Below are 19,607 nucleotides of genomic sequence, written 5' to 3'. Positions count from 1 at the left end.
TTTTCGTCCCGAGGTGTTGTTACACGGCGCGGCTGTTGGCGATCTGTGTGAGCACGACACCGGCTACCACCAGGCCCGCGCCCGCCCAGTGCAGCGGAGAAATAGGCTTGACGGCAAAGCCCAGCAAGCCGTAGCGGTCGATGGCCAGTGCGGCCAGCATTTGCCCGCCGATGACGGCCGCCATGAAGGGACCGGAGCCCATGCGCGGCGCCAGCATCAGCGCGGCCGTAATATAAAACACGCCGGCCGCGCCGCCCAGCCAGGACCAGCCGGGGCCGCGCACGGCGAGGTGGAAATCGGGCGCCGGCACGCGCCAGGCCAGCATCACCAGCGACGCGAGCATCGCGCTGACGGCCAGCGAGGCGATGGTGGCCCACAGCGGGTGGCCCAGGTTGCGGCCCAGCGCGGCATTTGCGCCTGCCTGGAAGGGGACGACGGCGCCGGCCAGCATGGCCAGCGGAGCAAATACGGTAATCCATGCATGCATCGGTGACTCCCACAGGTGAGTTGATGCCGTCATCGTATTATGCTGCCATGATTAAATCCAATTCGTAATTTGTCATTCAACTATGCACCAAATGAATAATCTGCGCGCCGTCGATTTGAACTTGCTGGTGATTCTGGAAGCGCTGCTCAGCGAGCGTCATCTGTCGCGCGCGGCGCAGCGCTTGCACATGAGCCAGCCTGCCGTCAGCCATGCGCTGGCACGCTTGCGCCATCTGCTCGACGATCCTTTGCTGTTGCGCGGCAAGGGCGGCTTCCAGCCGACGGCGCGCGCTTTGGCGTTGGCGCGGCCGCTGGCCGAGGCCCTGCAAAGCGTGCGCTCCGTGCTGGGCGGCGCCGTCTTCGAGGCGGCCACGGCGCAGCGCGTGTTTCGCCTGGCCATGTCGGACTATGGCGCGGCGTTGATCTTGCCGCGCCTGTTGCAGCGCTTGCGCCGGGAAGCGCCCGGCATCGCCCTGGCCGTCAGCTATGCCAGCCGTCCTGCCGTGGTGGCTGGCGTGCAGGATGGCGAGATCGACCTGGCGCTGGGCGTGTTCCCGCAATTGCCCGAGCAGCTCCATAGGGAAACCTTATTTGAGGAAACCTTCATGTGCGCGCTCGACCCGGCCAGCCTGGCGCCCGGTGAAACGCTGAGTCTGGAGACCTATCTGGCGCGCCCCCATGTGCTGGTGGCGTCCAGCGAGGGCGGCATGGCAGCCGAAGTCGACGCGGCGCTGGCCCAGCTGGGCCAGACACGCCGCATCGCCGTGCGCGTGCCGTACTGGACGGTCGCACCGGATGTCATGATGGGGACGGACATGATCTTGACGGTGGCGCGGCGCGCCTTGTGCGGCAGCGCGGCGCAGGGGCTGGCACAGCATTTTGTACCATTTGCCATCGCGCCGTTTGCGTTTGAAATGATACGGCACCGCCGCACGGACGGCGATGCGGGGATAGCCTGGCTGCGCACGGCCGTTGCAACGGCTGCCGGGCCAGGCTGATGTCTTACAGGCCGCCGCCCTGGCCGTCGAACTTGCGCTCGATCAATTCGATCTTGTAGCCATCCGGATCGGTGATGAAGGCGATGACCGTATTGCCGCCTTTCACGGGGCCCGGTTCGCGCGTGACGTTGCCGCCATTCGCCCGTGCCGCGTCGCAAGCGGCGACGATATCGTCAGCCGAGATGGCGATGTGGCCATACGCCGTGCCCAGCTCGTAGCTGGTGGTGCCATAGTTATATGTCAGCTCCAGTTCTGCGTGGTCGGGGTTCGATCCATAGCCGACGAAGGCCAGGGTGTACTGGTATTCGGGATTGTCGCTGGTGCGCAGCAACTTCATGCCCAGGACCTTGGTGTAAAAATCGATGGAGCGCTGCAGGTCGCCGACCCGTAACATGGTGTGCAAAATACGCATCGTAAATCCTTGAGGGTGATAGGGGAATGGCAGGATTTTATGCGGTTTATGGCTTTCTTGCCGAGACCGCCCCGGCTGCCCTGGAGCAGGACAGCAGCGGACGGTGACCTTGGTCGCTCTGGATTTACTCCAGACGGGCGTCCAAGGTGATTTCCGTGGCCAGCAATTTGGACACGGGGCAGCCCAGCTTGGCGCGCAGGGCCGCATCCTGGAACGCTGCGTCGGTAGCGCCGGGAATGCTGGCCACCAGGGTCAGGTGCACGGCCGTGATGGCATAGCTGCCATCGATTTTTTCCAGGCTGACATCGGCCGTGGTTTTCAGGGCAGTGGCGCGCAGCCCCGCCTCTCCCAGCTGGCCGGACAGGGCCATGGTGAAGCAGGCGGCATGGGCAGCGCCGATCAGTTCTTCCGGATTGCTGCCGGGACCGTCTTCGAAGCGCGTGTTGAAGCCATATGCCACATTGTCGAGCGCGCCGCTTTGGGTCGAAATAAACCCTTTGCCATCTTTAAGGCCGCCACTCCAGACGGCTGATCCTGTTTTTTTCATGATGTACTCCTTGCGTGGTTCGAGCGTTCATCATGCGCGTCCCGCCCTTGCGCTTCCGTTCGTTGCGTCACACAGGGAGAGCATGCGCGGCGTATCGGTGCTCACGGTGCCGGCGTCACGCGCCAGATGACATTGCCCACGTCGTCCGCCACCAGCAGCGCGCCCGCCTTGTCGACGGCCACGCCGACGGGGCGCCCTTGCGCCTTGCCGTTCTCGTCCAGGAAGCCGCTGACGACATCCTGTGGCGGGCCGTTGGGCACGCCATTGGTGAAGGGCACATGAATGACTTTATAGCCGCTGAAAGGCTTGCGGTTCCACGAGCCGTGCTGGCCGATGAAGGCGCCGCCCCGGTAGCGTTCGGGCAGCAAGGTGCCGTCATAAAACGCCAGTCCCAGCGAGGCCGTATGCGCGCCCAGCGCATAGTCGGGCGCGATGGCGGTGGCCACCAGTTCGGGGCGCGGCGGCTTGACCCGCGCATCGACGTGCTGGCCGAAATAACTGTAGGGCCAGCCATAGAAGGCGCCTTCCTTGACCGAGGTCATGTAGTCCGGCACCAGGTCGTTGCCCAGTTCGTCGCGCTCATTGACGGCCGTCCACAGGGCACCCGTTTTGGGCTGCCAGGCCATGCCGTTCGGATTGCGCAAGCCCGTGGCGTACACGCGTGCCTTGCCCGTCGCCCGCGTGAACTGCCAGATGGCGGCGCGGCCGTCTTCGGCCGCCATGCCGTTTTCCCCCACATTGCTGTTGGAACCGACGGAAACATAGAGAAATTTGCCGTCGGCGCTGGCGACGACGTTCTTGGTCCAGTGGTGATTGATGGGCCCACCCGGCAAATCCATCACCTTGACGCCCGGCGCCGTGATGGCCGTTTGCCCGGTAACGTAAGGAAAGCGCATCAGTGCGTCCGAGTTGGCGATGTACAGCTCGTTGCCGACCAGGGCCATGCCGAATGGCGAGTGCAAGCCTTGCAGGAACACGCTGCGCGTTTGCGCCACGCCATGCGCATCGATGCCGCGCAGCAGGGTAATCCGGTTGGCGCTGGGCGTGGCGGCACCCGCTTTTTTCATTTGCATCTGCATGATGGCGCCCTTGATGCCCTTGCTGTCGTCCGGCTTCGGGGGCGCATTCGTTTCTGCCACCAGCACGTCGCCATTCGGCAGCACATACAGCCAGCGCGGATGGTCGAGGTCGCGCGCATACGCCTGGATGGCCAGGCCGGGCCCGACCACGGGGTGCTGCGCGGCTGTCCAGCGCTGCACGGGCGCCACGTTGACGGTGGGAATGAATTGCTTGTCCGGCGCGGGCAGGGCGGGTTGCGGGCCAAAGCCCACGGGCATGGCGGGCGCCTGGGCATGGGCGAGCGTGGTGCCGCAGGCAGCGGCCAGCAGGAAGGAACAGACGTAGCGATGCATGGCGGACTCCATAACATTGACAGTGCGGGTAGCAGTGCGTGACAGTTGGAGTCAGCGCGCCTTCTTTGGTTCCAGCTGCGCGTCGGGGCGGGCTTGCTGCGGCGCGGCTGGCTTGACCTTTTCCACGCCGGGTTGGGCGTGGCGATCCGTATCGACCAGGCCGCGTTCCAGGTCGCTGGCCGCCTGTTGCATGATTTTGCGCGGGCGCACGTTTTGCGCATCGGGCGATTCATCGCGCTCGTGCGGCATACGGTCGACACCGTCATTCTGGACCTTTTCATCGGTATTGATCTTGCGTTCGCTTGGCGGGGTATGCATAGGGCCTCCAGACAGTAAAGATGAATGAGCTAGTGTCCTGCCGCGCCAGGCCGCCTGCAAGCGGATTTGTCCATGCTGAGAGCGCTGGCGCACGCATGGGCGATTCTTTTTCTGCGCTACACTGCGTGCAACACCAAGAACGCCCCTTGCAGGCACACGGCAGCCGCACTATACTGTGCATATATACAGTATCATGCGATGGCGGCGTGCGACGCGACAGCCTGGGGCGGCTTGCCACTGAATTCACTTCCGAGACTCTTATGCCCGTCGATACACACGCCGAACAGCGCGCCGAACAGCCAGCCGCGACCTTGCCAGCCCCGGGCGAGCGCTTCAACCTGGGCGCCAAGACCATCGCCCTGGTCGTGCGCCAGAATACGGATGGCATTGCCGAGCCCGTTAAAAGCATTGTCGATTTCTTGCAGGTGCTGGGCCACACGGTGGTCTTTGAAGCGGAGACGGCCGCGCATCTGAACCTGGCGTTTCCCGGCGTGCGCGCCATGTCGCCGGCTGAAATTGGCGCCGCCGCCGATTACGCCATCGTCATGGGTGGCGACGGCACCATGCTGGGCATTGCGCGTCAACTGGCGCCATTTGACGTCCCCTTGATCGGTATCAATCAAGGGCGATTGGGTTTCATGACGGATATTGCGCTCGAGCGCATGCTGCCCGTGCTGGCGCAAATTCTCGGTGGACGCTTCAAGGCAGAACGCCGCACCTTGCTCGAAGGCAGCGTGTTGCGCGACGGTGAGTCGATTCACGTGGGCATGGCCGTCAACGATGTCGTCGTCTCGCGCGGCGGCGGCGCCGGCATGGCCGAACTGCGCGTCGAAGTCGATGGCCACTTCATGTACAACCAGCGCTCAGATGGCCTGATCATCGCCACGCCCACGGGCTCGACGGCGTATGCGCTGTCGGCCGGCGGCCCCTTGCTGCATCCGACCCTGGGGGGCATCGTGCTCGTGCCGATCGCCCCGCATGCGCTGTCGAACCGTCCCATCGTCTTGCCCGACTCCAGCCAGATCGTGGTGGAAATCGTGCGCGGGCGCGATATCAGCGTCAATTTCGACATGCAGACCTTTGCCAGCCTGGTCCAGCAAGACCGCATTCTCATCCGCCGTTCGCCGCACACGATTACCTTCCTGCATCCGGAGGGGTGGAGTTACTACAACACCCTGCGTGAAAAACTGCACTGGAATGAGTACCCGTCGGGCGAGGGCAAGCTCAGCTAACATTTTCTCCACGCTAACCCGCGGTACGCCGCCTAACCACAGAAGCCATGCTCCATACACTGTCCATTCGCGATTTTGTCATTGTCGATACCATTGAACTGGAATTTTCCGCCGGCTTTAGCGTGCTGACGGGTGAGACGGGCGCCGGCAAGTCCATCCTCATCGATGCGCTGACCCTGGCGCTGGGCGGACGCGGCGACGCCAGCGTGGTGCGCGAAGGCGCGGCCAAGGCCGACATCACGGCCGATTTTTCCGTCAGCGAGGTGGCGCAAGCCTGGCTGGTGGCACATGAGTTTGCCAACGACGATGGCGGCGCCCTGCTGCGCCGCGTGATCGACAATGCGGGCCGCTCGAAGGCGTATATCAACGGCATCCCCGCCACGGCCGCGCAGTTGCGCGAACTGGGCGACATGCTGGTCGATATCCACGGCCAGCACGCGCATCAGTCGCTGCTGAAAAGCGAGGCGCAGCGTGCCCTGCTCGACGGCCAGGCGACGGCGCGCGAAGCGGGCGTGGAGCACGATGCGCGGCAGGTGGCGGTGCTGCACAAGCGCTGGCGCGCCCTCGTGCGCCAGCGTGAAGAATTCGAAACGAATGCCGCCAACGTGCTGTACGAGCGCGAACGCCTGGAATGGCAAGTGGGCGAACTGGAAAAACTGGCTGCCAAGCCCGGCGAGTGGACGGAGATCACGAACGAGCACAGCCGCCTGTCGCACGCGGCCAGCCTGCTGGAAGGGGCGCAGGAAGCGCTGTCCCTCATTTCCGAGTCGGAAGACCACCCGATCGTGTCGCAACTGTCGGCCCTGAACCAGAAGCTGGGCAAGCTGGTGTCCGTCGATGCGGAATTGCAGCCGATCGTCGACCTGATCGAATCGTCGCGCATCCAGCTGCAGGAATCCGTGTATGCCTTGAACAATTACCTGGACCGGGTCGAACTGGACCCGGAGCGTCTGCACCAGCTCGACGCGCGCATGGAAGCCATGCACAGCACGGCCCGCAAATTTCGCGTCACGCCCGAAGAATTGCCGGAGGAGTACGCCAAGCTGTCGGAAAAGCTGCAGCACCTGGCCGACGCTTCCGACATCGAGGGCTTGCTGCGCCAGGAAGCGAAGATCGAAGCGGAATACCGCGTCGTTGCCGAGCGCCTGTCCGACACGCGCCGCGTCGCCGCCTTGGAACTGGGACACGCCGTCACGCGCGCCATGCAGGAACTGAGCATGACGGGCGGCAGCTTTGAAATCGCACTCAATCCATGCGAGCCGGCCGCCCACGGCCTGGAGCAAGTGGAATTCCTCGTCGCCGGCCATGCGGGCACGGCGCCCCGCTCCCTGGCCAAGGTGGCGTCCGGCGGCGAACTGGCGCGTATCGCGCTGGCCATCTCCGTCATCACTTCGCACGCTACCACCACGCCGACCCTGATCTTCGACGAGGTCGACAGCGGCATCGGCGGCGCCGTCGCCGAAGTGGTAGGGCGGCTGCTGAAACGCCTGGGGCAGGGTCGCCAAGTGCTGTGCGTGACCCACTTGCCGCAAGTGGCCAGTCAGGCTAACCAGCATTTCCAGGTGGCAAAAAGCACCCTGGACAATGGCAAGACGGCGTCGCGTATCGACATGCTCGACGCCAAGGCCAGGGTGGAAGAAGTGGCGCGCATGCTGGGCGGCCTGGAAATCACGGCCACTACGCGCAAGCACGCGCGCGAATTGCTGGCGATTTGACCACAGGATCAAATCCGGAGTCAGACCCCCGGATGCGTTAGCGCTGAGCTTGACGTTAGCGGCATTGCGGGTCTGACCCCAGTAGTTAATGCCACTATAATCACTGGCTAATCCATCCAACGCCTACAAAGAGACTTCATGTCATTTCAAACAGAACCGCCATACACGCATGGCAGCATCGACCGCAGCGCCGTGGTGCTGGTCAACCTGGGCACGCCCGATGCGCCGACCTCGTCGGCCGTGCGGCGTTACCTGAAGCAATTCCTGTCCGACCCGCGCGTGGTGGAGATTCCCCGTGTTGTCTGGTGGTTCATCCTGAACCTGATCATTTTGCCATTCCGCTCCGGCCAGTCGGCCAAAAAATATGCGTCGATCTGGACGCGCGAAGGCTCGCCGCTGAAAGTGCATACGCAAAAGCAGGCAAAATTGCTGGCTGGCGCCCTGGCCGAGCTTGGCCACGACGGCGTCACGGTGGCCATGGCCATGCGTTACGGTTCGCCTTCCTTGCCCGAGGTGCTGGCCAGGCTGAAAAGCGAAGGCTGTGAGCGCATCGCCATCTTGCCTGCGTATCCGCAATACTCGGGCACGACGACGGGTTCCATCTACGACGCCGTGTTCGCCCATTACGCCACGGTGCGCAATGTGCCGGAATTGCGTTTTATCAAGCAGTATCACGAGCACGACACGTATATCGACGCCTTGCGCGATTCCGTGTTGAATCACTGGGAAGCGCATGGCCGTCCGGAAAAATTGCTAATGAGTTTTCATGGTGTGCCCAAGCGTACCTTGCTGCTGGGCGATCCCTACCACTGCCAATGCCTGAAAACGGCGCGATTGCTGGCGGAAAAGTTAAAGTTAAGCAAAGAGCAATATGTGGTGACCTTCCAGTCGCGCTTTGGCAAGGCCGAATGGCTGCAACCGTACACGGCACCCACCCTGGTGGCGCTGGCGCAACAGGGCGTCAAGCGCGTCGACCTGCTGTGCCCGGGTTTTACCAGCGATTGCCTGGAAACGCTGGAAGAGATCGCCATGGAGGCCAAGCATGATTTCGAAACGGCCGGTGGCCAGCACTTTCATTACATCGCTTGCTTGAACGAAACGCCAGCCTGGATTGCGGGCATGGCGGAAATTGCCGAGCAACACATGATCGGCTGGCCGACGATGCAGACGGCGCCGCAGCGCGAGGCCGACAGGAAAGCGGGCGAGCAGGCGCGGGCGACGGCGCTGACGCTGGGCGCGACGAACTAAGGGTAATGAATTTTTGATAAGTAAAAGCCGCGCTTGCGCGGCTTTGTCATGTCTGGCGTGGCCAAGGCACTATTTAGATAGCAACGCTGCCAGTGGCAATGGCTGCGACGCGGCTGGTAGAATGCCCGCTTTGTCGTGGGAAGCCTGCAAAATCAAGGGGGGGCGCGCACGGATCGCTGCCCGAAATGGGAAGTGCTTTGTAATAAGCTGTAACATGGAACGATGTAAATCTGGTTTTGCCATGCATACCCCTTGAAACAATAGGATATAGCCCCATCTTCCCGTTAGTGTTGTAAAGATAATTAGACTAACTCATTTAAGTCATTGATTGTAGGAGCTTTTCAGATGCAAGATCAGGAAAACCAAGCTGTACCTAATCCGCAAGCGGACGCCGCAGCTCCCGCAGAACCTACTTTGGAAGAGCAACTGGCGAGTACCGAAGCGCGTCTTGCAGAGATGCACGATGCCTTCATGCGCGCCAAGGCCGATGGCGAAAATATTCGCCGCCGTGCGCAGGAAGATGTTGCTAAAGCGCATAAATTCGCAGTGGAAAGCTTTGCCGAAGCCATGGTGCCGGTGAAAGACAGCCTGGAAACGGCGCTGACGGTGGAAGCACCGACCATCGAATCGCTGAAAGAAGGCGTCGAGTTGACCCTGAAGCAATTGCATGCCGCGTTCGAGCGCAACCGCCTGGTGGAAGTGTTGCCGGTGCAGGGTGAAAAGCTCGATCCGATGAAACACCAGGCCGTTGCCGTGGTGCCAGCGGAGCAGGAAGCCAATACCATCGTGTCAGTCCTGCAAAAGGGCTATATGATTGCGGACCGCCTGCTGCGTCCAGCCATTGTAACGACCGCGCAAGCAAAATAATCAGAGTGCGGCATCAAGCAAGCCTTGAAACCATGCCGCTTTGCCACATATAAGAACCATCTGAAATCTAGCAAATAAAAGGGAAAAAATCATGGGTAGAATTATCGGTATCGATCTGGGAACCACGAATTCCTGCGTTTCCATCATGGAAAACGGTCAACCAAAGGTAATCGAAAACGCTGAAGGCGCACGCACGACGCCGTCGATTATTGCTTATCAAGAAGATGGCGAAATTCTCGTCGGCGCACCGGCGAAACGCCAGGCCGTGACGAATCCGAAAAACACGCTGTACGCAGTCAAGCGTTTGATCGGTCGCAAGTTCGACGAAAAAGAAGTCCAAAAAGACATCGCGCTGATGCCGTACCAAATCATGAAAGCCGACAACGGCGATGCATGGATCGGCGTACGCGACAAAAAACTGGCGCCGCCACAAATTTCCGCCGAAGTGCTGCGCAAGATGAAGAAAACGGCAGAAGACTACCTCGGTGAAGAAGTCACCGAAGCCGTCATCACCGTGCCTGCGTACTTCAACGATTCGCAGCGTCAAGCCACCAAGGACGCCGGCCGTATCGCTGGCCTGGACGTCAAGCGCATCATCAACGAGCCAACCGCGGCAGCGCTGGCATTCGGCCTGGACAAGACCGAAAAAGGCGACCGTAAGATCGCCGTGTATGACTTGGGTGGCGGTACGTTCGACGTGTCGATCATCGAAATCGCAGATGTTGATGGCGAGAAACAGTTTGAAGTCCTGTCGACCAATGGCGACACCTTCCTGGGCGGCGAAGACTTCGACCAGCGCATCATCGATTACATCATCGACGAGTTCAAGAAGATCAACGGCATCGATCTGAAAAAAGATCCGATCGCTCTGCAGCGCATCAAGGCTTCGGCCGAGCGCGCGAAGATCGAACTGTCGTCGTCGCAACAAACCGAGATCAACGAGCCGTACATCGCCATGGCCAATGGCGCGCCGGTCCACCTGAACCTGAAGATGACCCGCGCCAAGCTGGAGTCCTTGGTGGAAGAATTGATCATCGCGACGATGGAACCTTGCCGTATCGCTATCAAGGATGCTGGTGTGAAAGTGTCCGACATCGACGACATCATCTTGGTCGGCGGTATGACCCGCATGCCGAAGGTGCAGGAAAAAGTGAAGGAATTCTTCGGCAAAGATCCACGCAAAGACGTGAATCCGGACGAAGCCGTGGCAGTGGGCGCCGCGATTCAAGGTTCGGTCCTGTCGGGCGAACGCAAAGATTTGCTGTTGCTGGACGTCACCCCTCTGTCCCTGGGTATTGAAACCCTGGGCGGCGTGATGACCAAGATGATCCACAAAAACACGACGATTCCAACCAAGTTCAGCCAGGTGTTCTCGACGGCCGACGACAATCAGCCTGCAGTGACCATCAAGGTCTTCCAGGGTGAGCGCGAAATCGCCGCCGGCAACAAAGGCCTGGGTGAATTCAATCTGGAAGGCATTCCGCCATCGTCGCGCGGCACGCCGCAGATCGAAGTGACCTTCGACATCGATGCCAACGGCATCTTGCACGTCGGCGCGAAAGACAAGGCTACCGGCAAGGAAAACAAGATCACGATCAAGGCCAATTCCGGCTTGACCGAGGCTGAAATCCAGAAGATGGTGAAAGACGCCGAGTTGAACGCGGAAGAAGACAAGAAGGTTAAAGAATTGGCCGAGTCGCGCAACCAGGCCGATGCTCTGGTACACTCGACCCGGAAATCCTTGACCGAATACGGCGACAAGCTCGATGCGGGCGAGAAAGAGAAGATCGAAGCGGCCATCACCGACCTGGAAGCAAGCATCAAGGCGGGTGACAAGGCTGAGATCGACACCAAGGTGGCTGCACTGTCGAGTGCATCGCAGAAACTGGGCGAAAAAATGTATGCCGACATGCAAGCGCAGCAAGCTGCCGGCGGCGCGGAAGGTGCACAGCAAGATGCTGGCGCATCGGACGCAGGCGCCAAGCAAGACGACGTTGTTGACGCTGACTTCAAAGAAGTCAAAGACAGCAAGTAATGTCTTGCGCTCCCATGAACTGGGGGTAGCCGGGCTGAACGCTACATCGCGGGATTAGCCGCGAAGACCGGCCGAGCCGAGTCGTTGCCCAGTGCAGCACTCGACTCGGCTTTTTCGTGTAATTTTTACATCAGTAGATAGACTGCAAGGTGCCGACAACATGGCAAAGCGTGATTTTTACGAGACACTCGGTGTCGCAAAAAATGCTTCGGAAGAAGAGATCAAAAAGTCTTACCGTAAACTGGCGATGAAATACCATCCGGACCGCAATCCGGATAGCAAGGAATCGGAAGAAAAGTTTAAGGAAGTCAAAGAAGCCTACGAAATGCTGACCAATCCGGAAAAGCGCGACGCGTACGACCGCTATGGTCACGCCGGCGTGGACCCGAACATGGGCGGCGGTGGCGGCTTCGGCGGCGGTGCTGGCGGCTTTGCCGACAGCTTCGGCGATATCTTCGGCGACATCTTTGGCGGTGGCGGTGGACGCAGCCGCAATGCGGGGCCACAGGTCTACCGCGGCGCAGACTTGCGCTACAACCTGGAAATTACACTGGAGCAAGCTGCGCACGGCTTCGACACGACCATCCGCGTGCCGAGCTGGGACAAGTGCGACACTTGCCACGGTAGCGGCGCCAAGCCGGGCACGTCGCCGACCACTTGCGGTACCTGCGGTGGCCACGGACAGGTGCGCATGCAGCAAGGTTTCTTCAGCATCCAGCAAACCTGCCCGAAATGCCATGGCAGCGGCAAGGTCATCACCGACCCTTGCACGCCATGCGGCGGCGCCGGTCGCATCAAGCGCAACAAGACCCTGGAAGTCAAAATTCCAGTCGGTATCGACAATGGCATGCGTATCCGTTCGTCCGGCAACGGCGAACCGGGCACGAATGGCGGCCCGTCGGGCGACCTGTATGTGGAAATCCACATCAAGCCGCACGCCGTGTTCCAGCGCGAAGGCGACGACTTGCATTGCGAAATGCCGATCTCGTTCACCAAGGCAGCCCTGGGCGGCGAAATCGAGGTGCCGACCCTGAACGGCAAAGTGTCGTTCACGATTCCTGAAGGCACCCAGTCGGGCAAGACCTTCCGCCTGAAAGGCAAGGGCATCAAGGGCGTGCGTTCCGGTTATGCGGGCGACCTGTTCTGCCACGTGGCGATCGAAACACCGGTGAAGCTGACGGAAAAACAGAAAGACCTGCTGCGTGACTTTGAAAAGTCGACCACCGAGGGCGGTGCCAAGCACAGTCCGCAAAGCAAGACCTGGAAAGACAAGGTGAAGGATTTTTTTGAGTAAGCACACGTAATACCATGCGCCGGGATGCTTAAACATCCCGGCGTTTTTTTCACCACGACTGAGAAATGTGCGCGCATCGCCGGCCTATGGGCGCGATCTGCGGCCCTCAGTCGTATTCACACAATGGGAGCGATATGACCGAACCGAAAAATGGCCTGGCCCTGGCGGAACTGCTGCAGCGTAACCGCCGCTGGGCCGACTCGATGGTGGCGAAAGACCCGAACTTCTTCAAGAACCTGGAAGCGCAAACGTCGCCCGAATACCTGTGGATCGGCTGCTCCGACAGCCGCGTGCCCGCCAACGAACTGCTGGGCATGGCGCCTGGCGACGTGTTTGTGCACCGTAACATTGCCAATGTGGTCGTGCATTCTGACCTCAATTGCCTGTCCGTCCTGCAATTTGCCGTGGACGTGCTGAAAGTCAAACATGTCATCATCGTCGGCCATTACGGTTGCAAGGGCGTGCATGCGGCCATGACGGGCACGCGCATCGGCTTGGTCGACAACTGGCTGCGCCATGTGCAGGACGTGGGCCAGAAGCACGAACGCTATCTGGGCGATGTGCTGACCAGCCGCCAGCGCAGCGACCGCCTGTGCGAACTGAACGTGGTCGAACAGGTCTTGAACGTGTGCCAGACCACTATCGTGCAAGATGCGTGGGAACGGGGCCAGGAACTCAGCGTCCATGGCTGGGTCTATGGCTTGAAGGATGGCTTGCTGAACGACCTGGAAGTGACGGTCACGGCCGGCCACGAGCTGGCGCCGCGCATGGCGACTCGCCTGGCCCGCTACGAAGCGACGGCGTAAGCAACGCTGGCGCCGCGCCTATGGCGCGGTGCCTCTCAGGCGGCCGGGTCTGTCTGGAGTGGACTTCCCCCGGTTGCTTGGCACATTCCCCTGCCGGTCGTCATGAAAGTAGCGAGACTTTCGGTGCGCCGCTCGGCGCGCAAGCGCCGGGACATGCAGCGATAACTATTTCAACATGCTGCGCGCCGCCGCGATGATGTGCCGCGACAGCTGCTCCATGCGCGGCGATTGCACCTTCCACGTATGCCAGTACAGGGCCACGTCGGCCGGGGTCTTGGGCGTGAGCATTTCTACCAGTTCGCCATACGTGTTTGCTTTCAGTAGCAACTCCGGCACCATGCCGTAGCCGAGACCGTAGCGGATGGCGTTGAAGTGCGAGGTGGCGCCCGGCACGTAATGGCAGGGATAGGCGCCTTCGGGCAGCCCCAGCGCCTCTTGCAGGAACGACGATTGCAAGGTGTCCTTGCGCGTGTAGGCGACGACGGGCGCCATGCGCGCCGCCTTGCGCGTCAGGCCATGCGCGAACCACTGCTGTCGGAACGCGGGCGTGGCCACCAACCAGTAACGCATCACCCCCAGCGGCTCGGCCGTGCAGCCGCGCATGGGCTTGGGCTCGGTGCTGATGCAGCCAATCGCCATGCCCGTCTCCAGCAGGGTATAGGTGTGGTCCTGGTCTTCCACGGTCAGGTCCAGTAGCACGCGCTCGCGTATCAGCACCTCGGACAGGGCGGGGAAAAACCAGGTGCCCATCGAATCCGCGTTCAGCGCCAGCACCAGGGTCAGCGGGGCATCCTGTTGCACCGCCAGTTCCGCCTGCAAATCGGCTTCCAGCAGCTTGGCGCGTTTCAGATACTGCATCAGGCGCTGGCCCATGCGCGTGGCGTGCGCGGGGCGGCTGCGCACGATCAAGGCATTGCCCAGCTGGCTTTCCAGCGCCCGCACGCGTTGGGAAATGGCGGGCGAGGTCAGGTGCAGCTGCAATGCCGCCTGCTCGAAGCTGCCCGTTTCGACGACGGCGCGGAACGCTTCCGTGTGCTTGGGATTCAGGTTCATGATGCACGCCTAACATAAGAAAAATTTATCAATACTAAATAATACTTACTTTTTATAAGGATAGGTGTGTTGCAGTGCACAATGCTTCTTTGATGGAGTGCCGCGTACGCGTATGCGGCCTCCTGGCAGCAAGGAAATACCACCATGGAAGCACAAGCGAACGCCACTAGCACCCGCAAGCCGCCTTCGAAGCTGGCGCGCAATCTGAAATTTGGCCTGGGATTGACCCTGGGCCTGGCCTTGGCCGCAGCGCTGGCGAGCGGCTGGTGGCTGCGCCAGGCATGGCAGGATTTGCCGGCCGTCGAGCACCTGGCCCAGTACAAGCCCGCGCTGCCGCTGCGCATTTTCTCCAGCGAAGGCGAGCTGCTGGCCGAGTACGGCGAGGAGCGGCGCGAATTTTTGCCCTTGAAGGATATTCCGCTGCGCATGCGCCAGGCCTTGCTGGCCATCGAGGATGCGCGTTTCTACGAGCATGGCGCCGTCGATTTCTATGGCTTGACGCGCGCCACGCTCGCCAACATCGTCACGGGCCACCATGCGCAGGGCGCCAGCACCATCACCATGCAGGTGGCGCGCGACTTTTTCCTGTCGCGCGACAAGACCATACAGCGCAAGCTGACGGAGATGCTGCTCGCCTACAAGCTGGAACAGCACTATGGCAAGGACAAGCTGCTGGAACTGTATATGAACCAGATTTACCTGGGCGAGCGCTCCTACGGTTTTTCCGCCGCCTCGAACATTTATTTCAACAAGCCCCTGGCCGAGGTCAGCATCGCCGAAGCGGCCATGCTGGCCGGCTTGCCGAAAGCGCCGTCGGCCTACAACCCCGTCGCCAATCCGCAGCGCGCCACCGTGCGCCAGCACTATATCCTGCAGCGCATGCGCGAACTCGGCTACATCACGCCAGCCGAATACGCCGCCGCCGTGGCGGAAAAACTGGCCTTGAACAAGGACCGCAACAGTTCCGTGCATGCAGCCGCGTATGCGGTCGAGGAAGCGCGCCAGTTGATCCTGCAAAGCTATCCCGAAGGCGCCTACAGCATGGGCCTGGACGTGACCACCACCATCCGCATGGTGCCCCAGCGGGCAGCCGACAAGTCGCTGCGCGATGGCTTGCTGAACGCGCAGGCGCGGCGTGGCTATCGTGGCCCGGAAGCGCGCCTGGCCGCCTCCGCAGACAGCGTCGCGCGCCAGTTGGCCGCCTTTCCTGACAGCGGAGAATTGCGCGCTGCGTTGGTGCGCAAGGTCGGAACGTCGGGCAAGCGTCAGTTGACGGCGCAGCTGCGCAATGGCGACGAGATCGTGCTGACCGCTTCGGATGCGCGCCTGGGCGGCAAGCTGCAGTGGGATGGCAAGCGCGCCATCGTTGAAAACAGCGTGATTCGCGTGGTGCACGACGTCGCAAAGAAGCGCTGGCTGGTGAGCCAGCTGCCCGAGATGGAAGGCGCGCTCATTTCCGTTGATGCGCACAGCGGCGAAATCGTCGCCATGGCGGGCGGCTTCGATTTCTACCGCAATCACTACAACCATGCCATGCAGGCGTACCGCCAGCCCGGTTCCAGCTTCAAGCCCTTCGTGTATTCGGCGGCGCTGGAAAAGGGATATTTTCCCGGTACGGCCGTGGACGACACGCAGCGCCTGCTGCTGCCGCGGGAAACGGGCGCGCGGCCCTGGCGTCCGCGCAATTACGGCAATAACTATGAAGGCTTCATCAGCGTGCGGCGCGGTCTGGTGCGCTCGAAGAACCTGGTGGCCGTCAGCCTGATGCAGGCGGCCGGCCCCGGCTACGTGCAGCACTTCGCCACGCGCTTCGGCTTCGAGGGCGCGCGCAATCCCGTCTCCTTGCCGCTGGCGCTGGGCGCGGGCGCCGTCACGCCGCTGCAACTGGCGCAATCGTATGCCGTATTCGCCAATGGCGGCATGCAGATGCCGCCAAAATTGATCAAGGAAGTGCGTAGCCGCAGCGGCGCAGTGCTGTTCAGCGATGCGGCGCCGCGTCCGAAAGGCGAACCGGTGCAGGGCACGCAAGTCATCACCACGCGCAATGCCTACGTCATGGACAGCATGTTGCGCGATGTCGTCAAGAGCGGCACGGGACGCGGCGCGCTGGCGCTGGGACGCGGCGACGCAGCAGGCAAGACGGGCACGTCGAACAATGCATACGACGCCTGGTTCGCCGGCTATTCCTCGGGCCTGGTGTCCGTCGTCTGGCTCGGCTACGACCAGCCGAAAAGCCTGGGTAACGCCACCGGGGGGACGTTGGCGCTGCCCGTCTGGCGCGACTACATGCAAGTGGCCGTGCAGGGCCGCCGCGAGCAGGTATTGGCCGAACCGCCAGGCCTGGCGCTGCTCGATGGCGATTATGTGTATGAGGAGTACCTGGCTGGCGACTGCCTGCGAGACAGCCACGCCTTTATCCACAGCAGTGTCAGCTGCGGCAGCGGCGATGCGGATACGCGCATGGCGCACGGTGACGCTGGCAATGGCGGTTCCAGTACAGGCACGAGCGAGGCGCGCACCCTGAGCGAAGCGCGCGAACGCGAACAAATTCTCAAATCATTTTCGGAAGAGTAAGAGCATGCTGTTATATACGATTTACCTGGTGGCGATTGTCGCCGAAGCGATGTCCGGCGCCATCATGGGCATGCGGCGCGGCATGGATTTGTTCGGCATTTGCATGATCGGTACCGTCACGGCGCTGGGTGGCGGCACCGTGCGCGACGTGCTGCTGGGGCATTATCCGCTGGGCTGGATCGCGCATCCCGAATACCTGTTGTTTACCATCGGCGCGGCCGTCGTCACGGCCTTTGTTGCGCGCTACCTGCATCATTTGCGCGCGATTTTTTTACTGGTCGATGGACTGGGCCTGGTGGCGTTTTGCGTGATCGGCTGCGACATCGCCATGTCGGCCAAGATGCACCCGGCCATCGTCGTGCTGGCGGGGATGATCACGGGCGTCTTCGGCGGCCTGCTACGCGATATCCTGTGCAACCAGATTCCCCTCGTGCTGCAGCGCGAAGTGTATGCCACCGTGGCCCTGTTTACGGGCAGCCTGTATGTGGGCCTGCTGTACTTCAAGGTCGACAGCTCCGTGGCGCAGCTGGCGTCCATCGGTGCCGGTTTCCTGTTTCGCTTCCTGGCCCTGCACTTCGAGTGGCGCCTGCCGAATTTCAATGGCGACCGCATACGGGGATTTGAGTAAGGCCGCAGCCGCGTGAATATTTTTACGCGCCTTTAACCCCTTTTTCTGCGCCGCTGCGTTTCATGGTTGTCACCCCAGCCAACCGGAGAAGAAGCGATGTCCAGCGCCCTCAAGATCACATTGATACTGTCCCTGCTGCTGTCGGCAGGTAGCCACGCGGCCGACACGACACCGCGCAAGACACTGACATCGTTCGCCAGCGAGCAGGCGCTGGGCACCTATCTGCAGCAATTGCAGGCGCGCCAGGCGGCGCTGCAGAAAGAGCAGCAGAAACTGCAGCGCGCCACGGCGCAGTACATGGCCGCGCCACCGCCAGCGCCGATGGCGGCGAAAGCCGCGCCGGTAGCATCGGCAGAAGCGGCGGAATCCGTCACCAATGTGCAGACGGCGGGCGTGGACGAAGGCGGCATCGTCAAGCTGCATGGCAAGCACCTGGTGATGCTCCGGCGCTGCAAGCTGTTTACGGTGGCATTGGGGGGCAATGCCCTGCAGACCGTCGCCGCGCTCGACGCGTTCGCGCCAGGCAGCGATCCGTCGGGCAGCTGGTATGATGAAATGCTGATCGATGGCGATACGGTGGTGGTGATCGGCTACAGCTACAGCCGTGGCGGCACGGAAATCGGCCTGTTCGACATGGCGGCAGACGGCAAGCTGGCCTACCGCGCCACCTATCACTTGCGCTCCAACGATTATTATTCATCGCGCAATTACGCCAGCCGGCTGATCGGCAGCAAACTGGTGTTCTATTCGCCCCTGTCGCTGAACTTGCACCGGGGCGACCCCTTTGGCGGCTTCCCGGCGCTGCGCCGCTGGCGTCCCGATACGGTGCCGTCCGACTTCAAGCGCATCGCTCCGGCCACGCGCATTTACCGCACCGATGAAGAGCCCGAACCGGGCGCCGGCCTGACCCTGCACACCGTCACCGTGTGCGACCTGGCGCAGCGCGACATGCGCTGCGAAGCGACCGCCGTGATGGGGCCGCAGGGCCGCGTATTTTATGTGTCGGGCGAGTCCGTTTTCGTGTGGACCACGCGCCGGGGCCGCGACTCGGGCGTGTTCCGCATTCCCCTCGATGGTTCGGCGCCCAGCGCCCTGAAGGTGGCGGGCGCACCCGTCGACCAGTTCTCGTTCCTGGAAAGCCTTGACGGCCACCTCAACGTTTTGCTGCGCGCCGAAGGCCAGGGCGACGCCATGTGGGATGGCGCGCGGGGGCGCGGCGACATGGCCTTGCTGCGCGTGCCATTGACGTCGTTTTCCGATGGCCGTGACAGTGCGCCCGCCAGCAGCTACAAGCCGCTGCCCGGCGGTGGCGGCTACGGTCTGCAGAACCGCTATGTGGGCTCGTATCTGTTGTACGGCATTCCGGGCAATGGCGGCAGGCGGCAGGCGGATCAGGCCTGGCCGCGCCAGCCCTTGTATGCCGTGCGCTGGGCCGATGCGGGCAGTGTGCAAGCCATATCCCTGCCGCACGGCGTGGAGCGCATCGAGGCGCTGGGCAATGATGCCGTGGTGATCGGCGCGCAGGGCAAGGATATGCACTTCAGCAGCATCCGCCTGGGGGCGCAGGCGGAGGTTGCCACGCGCTACATCCGCGCCGATGCGGCGCAGGGCGAGTCGCGCAGCCACGGCTTTTTCTACAAGCCACAAACGGCCAGCGAGGGCATGATCGGGCTACCCATCCTGGGCGCGGACGAGCGGCCTGGCCTCAACAAGTCAGGCGCATCCGTTCTCTATCTGCGTAACAGCAGCTTGCAGTTGACGGAGCTGGCCGCGCTGGCGGCGCGGCCGGGCCCGGCGCCGGACGACGGCTGCCGCGCTTCCTGCGTGGACTGGTATGGCAATGCGCGGCCCCTGTTTCTGCAGGGCCGGGCCTTCGCCCTGCTTGGCTATGAACTGGTGGAAGGGGCGCTGAAGGACGGGCAGATCCGCGAAGTGCGCCGCATCAGCTATGCGCCCATCGCGTCCACTTTACGCTGAAGGAA

General features: G+C 62.0%; 17 protein-coding genes. 11 read left to right on the top strand and 6 right to left on the bottom strand.

Translation table 11 applies throughout. The features are described from left to right. Positions 1 to 19: 19 nt before the first annotated feature. Positions 20 to 520, bottom strand: coding sequence for a DMT family transporter (locus tag CSZ94_RS09660; protein WP_258000888.1), 501 nt, complete (start codon positions 518 to 520; stop codon positions 20 to 22). Positions 521 to 578: 58 nt separating this feature from the next. On the opposite strand from CSZ94_RS09660, the gene CSZ94_RS09655 reads away from it, so the two are divergent. Continuing rightward, on the top strand, positions 579 to 1,484 hold the full coding sequence (locus CSZ94_RS09655; RefSeq protein ID WP_219725988.1) for a LysR substrate-binding domain-containing protein: 906 nt from the start codon (positions 579 to 581) through the stop codon (positions 1,482 to 1,484). A gap of 4 nt (positions 1,485 to 1,488) precedes the next feature. On the opposite strand, the gene gloA is transcribed toward CSZ94_RS09655, so the two are convergent. The 4 genes from gloA to CSZ94_RS09635 all read right to left on the bottom strand — a co-directional run bounded on the left by gloA (position 1,489) and on the right by CSZ94_RS09635 (position 4,173). Continuing rightward, on the bottom strand, positions 1,489 to 1,896 hold the full coding sequence (gene gloA, locus CSZ94_RS09650) for a lactoylglutathione lyase (protein ID WP_010401713.1): 408 nt from the start codon (positions 1,894 to 1,896) through the stop codon (positions 1,489 to 1,491). A 124-nt stretch (positions 1,897 to 2,020) separates the two neighbouring features. After that, positions 2,021 to 2,443 carry an OsmC family protein gene (locus tag CSZ94_RS09645; protein ID WP_102121290.1) on the bottom strand — a complete coding sequence of 141 codons (423 nt, stop codon included), beginning with the start codon at positions 2,441 to 2,443 and terminating at the stop codon, positions 2,021 to 2,023. Between the two features lie 101 nt (positions 2,444 to 2,544). After that, positions 2,545 to 3,855: a PQQ-dependent sugar dehydrogenase gene (locus tag CSZ94_RS09640; protein WP_102121289.1), complete on the bottom strand. Its 1,311-nt coding sequence runs from the start codon at positions 3,853 to 3,855 to the stop codon at positions 2,545 to 2,547. A gap of 51 nt (positions 3,856 to 3,906) precedes the next feature. Further along, the gene (locus CSZ94_RS09635; RefSeq protein WP_102121288.1) at positions 3,907 to 4,173 is read right to left on the bottom strand and encodes a hypothetical protein; all 267 of its coding nucleotides are present in this window, start codon (positions 4,171 to 4,173) and stop codon (positions 3,907 to 3,909) included. A 260-nt stretch (positions 4,174 to 4,433) separates the two neighbouring features. Between CSZ94_RS09635 and CSZ94_RS09630 the strand changes: the two genes are divergently transcribed. The 7 genes from CSZ94_RS09630 to can all read left to right on the top strand — a co-directional run bounded on the left by CSZ94_RS09630 (position 4,434) and on the right by can (position 13,370). Continuing rightward, positions 4,434 to 5,405 (top strand): NAD kinase, encoded by a 972-nt coding sequence (locus CSZ94_RS09630; protein WP_258000887.1) that lies wholly within the window; start codon positions 4,434 to 4,436, stop codon positions 5,403 to 5,405. Positions 5,406 to 5,452: 47 nt separating this feature from the next. Beyond that, entirely contained in the window at positions 5,453 to 7,120 is a 1,668-nt protein-coding gene (gene recN / locus CSZ94_RS09625) for a DNA repair protein RecN (RefSeq protein WP_102121287.1), read from the top strand. A gap of 138 nt (positions 7,121 to 7,258) precedes the next feature. Then, positions 7,259 to 8,368 carry a ferrochelatase gene (gene hemH, locus CSZ94_RS09620; protein ID WP_102121286.1) on the top strand — a complete coding sequence of 370 codons (1,110 nt, stop codon included), beginning with the start codon at positions 7,259 to 7,261 and terminating at the stop codon, positions 8,366 to 8,368. A 345-nt stretch (positions 8,369 to 8,713) separates the two neighbouring features. Beyond that, on the top strand, positions 8,714 to 9,235 hold the full coding sequence (gene grpE, locus CSZ94_RS09615) for a nucleotide exchange factor GrpE (protein ID WP_102121285.1): 522 nt from the start codon (positions 8,714 to 8,716) through the stop codon (positions 9,233 to 9,235). Between the two features lie 91 nt (positions 9,236 to 9,326). Next, positions 9,327 to 11,270 (top strand): molecular chaperone DnaK, encoded by a 1,944-nt coding sequence (gene dnaK, locus CSZ94_RS09610; RefSeq protein ID WP_102121284.1) that lies wholly within the window; start codon positions 9,327 to 9,329, stop codon positions 11,268 to 11,270. 160 nt (positions 11,271 to 11,430) lie between these two features. Then, a complete protein-coding gene (gene dnaJ / locus CSZ94_RS09605) occupies positions 11,431 to 12,564 on the top strand; it encodes a molecular chaperone DnaJ (protein ID WP_034745985.1) in 1,134 nt (377 codons plus the stop codon). Between the two features lie 134 nt (positions 12,565 to 12,698). After that, positions 12,699 to 13,370, top strand: a complete 672-nt coding sequence (can, locus tag CSZ94_RS09600) for a carbonate dehydratase (protein ID WP_102121283.1) — start codon at positions 12,699 to 12,701, stop codon at positions 13,368 to 13,370. A 165-nt stretch (positions 13,371 to 13,535) separates the two neighbouring features. Here can and CSZ94_RS09595 read toward each other — a convergent pair whose 3' ends face one another. Next, positions 13,536 to 14,423: an HTH-type transcriptional regulator ArgP gene (locus tag CSZ94_RS09595; protein ID WP_102121282.1), complete on the bottom strand. Its 888-nt coding sequence runs from the start codon at positions 14,421 to 14,423 to the stop codon at positions 13,536 to 13,538. Positions 14,424 to 14,567: 144 nt separating this feature from the next. On the opposite strand from CSZ94_RS09595, the gene CSZ94_RS09590 reads away from it, so the two are divergent. The 3 genes from CSZ94_RS09590 (at position 14,568) to CSZ94_RS09580 (ending at position 19,602) form a co-directional block, all read left to right on the top strand. Continuing rightward, positions 14,568 to 16,997, top strand: a complete 2,430-nt coding sequence (locus CSZ94_RS09590; protein WP_102121281.1) for a penicillin-binding protein 1A — start codon at positions 14,568 to 14,570, stop codon at positions 16,995 to 16,997. A 4-nt stretch (positions 16,998 to 17,001) separates the two neighbouring features. Continuing rightward, on the top strand, positions 17,002 to 17,625 hold the full coding sequence (locus tag CSZ94_RS09585; protein WP_070254674.1) for a trimeric intracellular cation channel family protein: 624 nt from the start codon (positions 17,002 to 17,004) through the stop codon (positions 17,623 to 17,625). A gap of 96 nt (positions 17,626 to 17,721) precedes the next feature. Then, positions 17,722 to 19,602 (top strand): beta-propeller domain-containing protein, encoded by a 1,881-nt coding sequence (locus tag CSZ94_RS09580; RefSeq protein ID WP_102121280.1) that lies wholly within the window; start codon positions 17,722 to 17,724, stop codon positions 19,600 to 19,602. The last annotated feature ends 5 nt before the right edge of the window (positions 19,603 to 19,607 follow it).

Source organism: Janthinobacterium sp. ROICE36 (assembly GCF_002869965.1).
Lineage (GTDB): Bacteria > Pseudomonadota > Gammaproteobacteria > Burkholderiales > Burkholderiaceae_D > Janthinobacterium.
The sequence above is the reverse complement of the archived record's forward strand: the minus strand, read 5'-3'. Positions and strand labels throughout refer to the sequence as shown.

What these genes read in the sequence shown, in the direction of transcription:
- CSZ94_RS09630 (WP_258000887.1), top strand. Translation starts at nt 4,434, where the DNA reads ATGCCCGTCGATACACACGCCGAACAGCGCGCCGAACAGCCAGCCGCG.
- hemH (WP_102121286.1), top strand. Translation starts at nt 7,259, where the DNA reads ATGTCATTTCAAACAGAACCGCCATACACGCATGGCAGCATCGACCGC.
- CSZ94_RS09660 (WP_258000888.1), bottom strand. Translation starts at nt 520, where the DNA reads ATGACGGCATCAACTCACCTGTGGGAGTCACCGATGCATGCATGGATT.
- CSZ94_RS09635 (WP_102121288.1), bottom strand. Translation starts at nt 4,173, where the DNA reads ATGCATACCCCGCCAAGCGAACGCAAGATCAATACCGATGAAAAGGTC.
- CSZ94_RS09640 (WP_102121289.1), bottom strand. Translation starts at nt 3,855, where the DNA reads ATGCATCGCTACGTCTGTTCCTTCCTGCTGGCCGCTGCCTGCGGCACC.
- grpE (WP_102121285.1), top strand. Translation starts at nt 8,714, where the DNA reads ATGCAAGATCAGGAAAACCAAGCTGTACCTAATCCGCAAGCGGACGCC.
- CSZ94_RS09655 (WP_219725988.1), top strand. Translation starts at nt 579, where the DNA reads ATGAATAATCTGCGCGCCGTCGATTTGAACTTGCTGGTGATTCTGGAA.
- CSZ94_RS09585 (WP_070254674.1), top strand. Translation starts at nt 17,002, where the DNA reads ATGCTGTTATATACGATTTACCTGGTGGCGATTGTCGCCGAAGCGATG.
- CSZ94_RS09645 (WP_102121290.1), bottom strand. Translation starts at nt 2,443, where the DNA reads ATGAAAAAAACAGGATCAGCCGTCTGGAGTGGCGGCCTTAAAGATGGC.
- gloA (WP_010401713.1), bottom strand. Translation starts at nt 1,896, where the DNA reads ATGCGTATTTTGCACACCATGTTACGGGTCGGCGACCTGCAGCGCTCC.
- dnaK (WP_102121284.1), top strand. Translation starts at nt 9,327, where the DNA reads ATGGGTAGAATTATCGGTATCGATCTGGGAACCACGAATTCCTGCGTT.
- recN (WP_102121287.1), top strand. Translation starts at nt 5,453, where the DNA reads ATGCTCCATACACTGTCCATTCGCGATTTTGTCATTGTCGATACCATT.
- CSZ94_RS09590 (WP_102121281.1), top strand. Translation starts at nt 14,568, where the DNA reads ATGGAAGCACAAGCGAACGCCACTAGCACCCGCAAGCCGCCTTCGAAG.
- dnaJ (WP_034745985.1), top strand. Translation starts at nt 11,431, where the DNA reads ATGGCAAAGCGTGATTTTTACGAGACACTCGGTGTCGCAAAAAATGCT.
- CSZ94_RS09580 (WP_102121280.1), top strand. Translation starts at nt 17,722, where the DNA reads ATGTCCAGCGCCCTCAAGATCACATTGATACTGTCCCTGCTGCTGTCG.
- can (WP_102121283.1), top strand. Translation starts at nt 12,699, where the DNA reads ATGACCGAACCGAAAAATGGCCTGGCCCTGGCGGAACTGCTGCAGCGT.
- CSZ94_RS09595 (WP_102121282.1), bottom strand. Translation starts at nt 14,423, where the DNA reads ATGAACCTGAATCCCAAGCACACGGAAGCGTTCCGCGCCGTCGTCGAA.